Source organism: Streptomyces hilarionis, from assembly GCF_024539675.1.
GTDB classification, from domain to species: Bacteria; Actinomycetota; Actinomycetes; order Streptomycetales; family Streptomycetaceae; genus Streptomyces; species Streptomyces hilarionis.
On sequence record NZ_JAHHIT010000296.1, the window covers coordinates 1 to 4535 of the forward strand.

5 protein-coding genes are annotated in these 4535 nt (G+C 74.9%); all 5 read left to right on the forward strand.

The features are described from left to right. Positions 1-101 precede the first annotated feature (101 nt). The 5 genes from KMS84_RS37910 (at position 102) to KMS84_RS37930 (ending at position 4512) form a co-directional block, all read left to right on the forward strand. On the forward strand, positions 102-1325 hold the full coding sequence (locus KMS84_RS37910) for an AAA family ATPase (protein WP_256921106.1): 1224 nt from the start codon (positions 102-104) through the stop codon (positions 1323-1325). Beyond that, positions 1322-1651 carry a nucleotide pyrophosphohydrolase gene (locus tag KMS84_RS37915; protein ID WP_256921103.1) on the forward strand — a complete coding sequence of 110 codons (330 nt, stop codon included), beginning with the start codon at positions 1322-1324 and terminating at the stop codon, positions 1649-1651. The genes KMS84_RS37910 and KMS84_RS37915 overlap by 4 nt, the downstream gene beginning before the upstream one ends. A gap of 232 nt (positions 1652-1883) precedes the next feature. Beyond that, entirely contained in the window at positions 1884-2363 is a 480-nt protein-coding gene (locus KMS84_RS37920; protein WP_256921107.1) for a DUF6099 family protein, read from the forward strand. Between the two features lie 150 nt (positions 2364-2513). Further along, on the forward strand, positions 2514-3437 hold the full coding sequence (locus KMS84_RS37925; protein ID WP_256921104.1) for an LLM class F420-dependent oxidoreductase: 924 nt from the start codon (positions 2514-2516) through the stop codon (positions 3435-3437). A gap of 100 nt (positions 3438-3537) precedes the next feature. Continuing rightward, positions 3538-4512: a DUF4232 domain-containing protein gene (locus KMS84_RS37930; protein WP_256921105.1), complete on the forward strand. Its 975-nt coding sequence runs from the start codon at positions 3538-3540 to the stop codon at positions 4510-4512. Positions 4513-4535 lie beyond the last annotated feature (23 nt).

Below are 4535 nucleotides of genomic sequence, written 5' to 3' on the forward strand. Positions count from 1 at the left end.
GTCCCGGCCCCGACCCCCATCCCGGCCCCGGACTCGTACCTGACGACTCGGTCGCAGTCCCGACCGCGGCCACTTCCCTGCTCGTCGCTCCAGCCCCCTCCGTGCCCAAGCCCGGCTCGGAGCCGACGCCGACGCCGCCACCCACGCCGACGCCCAAGGCCCGTGCGCCGCTCGTTCCCCCGGCCTCCGCCCCCGCCCCCGCCCCCGCGCGGTATCCGCGGCCGTGCGTCACGGAGTTGCGCCTCTCGGCGTTCGCGGGACACCGCCGGGCCCACTTCCCGCTCGGGGCCGTCACCCTGTTCGCCGGGCCCAGCGGCAGCGGCAAGAGCAGCGCGCTGCGGGCCTACGAGGCGCTGGCGCGGCTCGGCGGCGGGGCCCTGCTGGGCGAGGTGTTCCCCGATCCGGTCGCGTGCGTGCCGCAGGGCGCGCGGCCCGACGCCCAGCGCCGCCGGGGCTTTCGCATCGGCTGCACGGCCGACGGACCCGGCGGTCCGGTCCGCCTGGACGTCGCCGTGCAGGCCGAACCCGAACTGCGCATCGTGGGCGAGCGGTTGAGCGCGGGAGGCGTCGTCCTGCTGGAGACGGCCCTGCGCGATCCGGGGCGCCGCACGGTGCAGGCCGCCTGGCACACCGGCGGCCCCGCGCCGGTGACGCGCGCCCCGCTGCCCGACGACCGGCTCGGCACCGCCCTGCTGCCGCTGCGCGTGGCGGGCCGGACGGACGGGCAGCGGCAGGTGCTGGCGGCCGCCGAGCAGATGGTGGTCGCGCTGCGCTCGGTGTTCGCCTGCGATCCGCAGCCCGACTGGATGGGCGCGCCCGTGCCCACCGGCACCGGCCGGCTGCTCACCGGGTGCGACAACCTCGCCGACGTCCTGTGGCGCACCCGGGAGGAGTGCGGCCGGCGGCACGCGCATCTGGTCGCCGCGTTGTCCGCCGGGTCGTCGGCGCCGGTGGTGGACCTGCGCGCCGAGCCGCTCGGCGACGGCACGGTCCGGGCGGTCCTCGACCGCGCCGACGGCGCCCGCGCGGAACTGGCCCGGCTGGGATACGGGGAGCTGCGCTACGTCGCCCTCGCGCTGGTGCTGCTCACCGGGCCGGGCGTCCTCGACGTGGACCCGGCGGGCGAGGTGCCGGCCGCGATGCAGACCCTGACCCTGCTCGCCGACGGCCTCGACCGCGGCCTGGACGCGCGGCAGGCGGACGAACTGCTGCGGCTGGCCGTGCGGATGGCCGAGCGCGGCCACATCCGCTGCGTCGGCGCCGTGGGCGACGGCGCCCGGGCCGCCCGGACGGACGGGGTGACGGTGGTAGACCTGGGTCCGTGACAGAACAACACCTCGATGTGGCACGGCTCCAGCGCAGGCTGGCCGAGTTCGCGGCCGCACGGAACTGGCAGCCCTTCCACACGCCCAAGAACCTCGTCGCGGCGCTCAGCGTGGAGGCGTCCGAACTGGTCGAGATCTTCCAGTGGCTGACGCCGGAGGAGTCCGCGCGCGTGATGGACGACCCGGACACCGCGCACCGGGTCACGGACGAGGTCGCCGACGTCCTCGCCTATCTGCTGCAACTGTGCGAGGTGCTGGGCGTCGACCCCCTGGCGGCGCTGGCCGCGAAGATCGACCGCAACGAGCTCAGGTTCCCGGCCCCCTGACCGACCGCGCGGAGCGGCGGGGCGCCCGACAGGTCGGCAGGGCGGCGCGGCAGCACGGACGGACTCGATCCGTTTTCACTCTCCGCAGTCGAGGGGCGGACCGAAATCGATTTGTTGTCCACAGATTTCGGTTCACCTCTGGCTTTTCGCCCCGGAGGCCCTCACTCTGGGTAGTGAACAGTCATGTTCGGGTGGCGTGCCGGAAGCACGCCGGGGCAGACGGGGGCGGCGCATGGACGCGGTGCGGCTCATCCTGACGAGCAGGCGCGCGCTCGCCGGCAGTGGCGGGCGCACGGAGATTTTCACGGAGGTCTGGCAGGCGCAGGCCCTGGCGCAGGCGATCGGCAGCCGCCTCGCCGTGTCGGGGCCGCCCGAACTGCGGGGCGAGGCGCTGGGACTGACGGAGCTGGCGGGCAGGGGGTGCGGCGTGCTGGGCTCGCCGGACCTCGATCCGGGGGATCTGCTGGCCGCCCGGCTCACCGATCTGGACGACGCCCGCCGGGCGCTGCTCGACCTGGGCTGCCTGCTCGGCGAGGTGGGCATCGCCCTGGTCGGCCTGGCGAGCTCGGTGGACGACCAGGGCACGTACTGGCAGTGCATGGAGGCCATCGACGCGGCGGACGAGTCCAGGGACCGCGTCCTGGAGATGCTGCGCAAGCTGGCGGCGAGAGAGGAGCGGGAGGAGCGGGAGGGCGCGTTGCCGGAGCGGTGAGCGACGAGTGTCCGGGGTGAGCGGTGAGCTCCTGGGCGCGGACGTCCTCCTCCCGCGCGGGGAGACCCGGCCGGGGCGGACCGGCTGGGGCGGACCCGGCGGGGGCGGACCGGCGGAACGGCCGCGGGCGTCTGCGTGCAGGATGGAGTCATGGACCTTCGTATCTTCACCGAGCCCCAGCAGGGGGCGACCTACGACACCCTCCTCACCGTGGCGAAGGCCACCGAGGACCTCGGTTTCGACGCCTTCTTCCGGTCCGACCACTATCTCAAGATGGGCGACGTGAGCGGCCTTCCGGGCCCCACGGACGCCTGGATCACGCTCGCCGGCCTCGCCCGCGAGACCAAGCGCATCCGGCTCGGCACGCTGATGACGGCGGGCACCTTCCGGCTGCCCGGCGTCCTCGCCATCCAGGTCGCGCAGGTCGACCAGATGTCCGGCGGGCGCGTCGAACTGGGCCTGGGAGCGGGCTGGTACGAGGACGAGCACAAGGCGTACGGCATCCCCTTCCCGAAGGAGAAGATCGGCCGCCTGGAGGAGCAACTGGAGATCGTCACCGGCCTGTGGGCCACCGAGCCCGGCAAGACCTTCGACTTCCGCGGCTCGTACTACGAGCTCGCCGACTCGCCCGGGCTGCCCAAGCCCGTACAGCCGAAGATCCCGGTGCTGATCGGCGGCACGGGCGCGACCCGCACGCCGCGCCTGGCCGCACGCTTCGCCGACGAGTTCAACATGCCGTTCGGCTCGGTCGAGGACAGCGCACGCCAGTTCGCCCGGGTGCGGGACGCGGCGGCGGAGATCGGCCGTCCGGCCGACGCCGTCACCTTCTCCACCGCCCTGGTCGTCTGCGTCGGCAAGGACGAGCAGGAACTCGCCCGACGGGCCGCCGCCATCGGCCGCGAGGTCGACGAGCTGAGGACGAACGGGCTGGCGGGCTCCCCGGCCGAGGTCGTCGACAAGATCGGCCGCTATGCCGAGGCCGGAGCGGAGCGGCTGTACCTCCAGGTCCTCGACCTGCACGACCTGGACCACCTGGAACTCGTCTCCGCCCAGGTGCAGGCCCAGCTGTCCTAGCGAGGCGGACGCCCGCGTCATGGGCGTCTGTGACACGGCTGTGGCCGGAACTGTGGCTTCCGCCACAGTCGTGCGGACGGGGCCCTGATGAGGTGGCCGGATGCGCAGAACCACCCCCCTCCTCCCGGCCGTCGCCGCCGTGCTGCTGCTCACCGCGTGCGGAGCGCAGCGCGCCGGCCCGCACGACGGCGGCGCCGGCGCGGGCGGTGAGGCGCCGCGGACCGCTGTCCCGGAGCCCGCGGTGGACGGCGTGCGGATCACCTCGGTGGCCCTCCCGTCCGCTTCCCCGTCCGCCACGGGCGCCGGGACCACGGGCGGTGTCCGGGCCGAGCCCCTCCCCACCGGGCTCCCGGCCGGCTCCGGCGTCTCGGCGGACTACGAGGTCGTCAACTCCGCCGCCGAGGCCCTGACGTACACCGTCCTGTTCGACTTCACCTCGGGCGCCGGCGGGGCCGTGAGCAACCAGAAGGTCACCGTGGGCCCGGTCGGGCCGGGCCGGACCGTGCGCGCGACCGTGCGGATGGAGTCCCTTCCGCCCGGAGCGCCGTCGGTGAAGGGGGTGAAGGTCGCCGAGGTGACCAGCGTCCCGGCGGCCGAGGCGCCGTCCGCGGCGGGTGTCTGCCCGCCCTCCGGGATCCGCGTCACGGCCGACGACGGCGACGCCGCCATGGGGCTGCGCGTGGTGGGGCTGATCCTGGAGAACTGCGGCGACCGGGACCACACCGTGAAGGGGTACCCGCGGCTGACCCTGCTGGACGAGGACCACCGGCCGGTCGACGGCGTCAGGATCCTCCACGGCGGCGGTGACATCGCCCTCGTGCCCGGGTTCGACGACCCGCCGCGCGCGGTGACCCTGGCGCCCGGCGAACGGGCGAGCTCCGGCCTGATGTGGCGCAACACCACCGGCTCCGGGACGGCCGTCGGCGTCCCGTACGTCAGGGTGCGCGCCACACCGGACGCCGCACCGGTGATGATCACCCCGCACCTCGACCTCGGCACCACCGGGAAGCTCGGGGTCGGCGCCTGGCGCAGAGCGCCGGAACAACGGGGGACCCGCGGCGCCGGCACCCCCTGACCGGACCCGCCCCCTACCCGTCC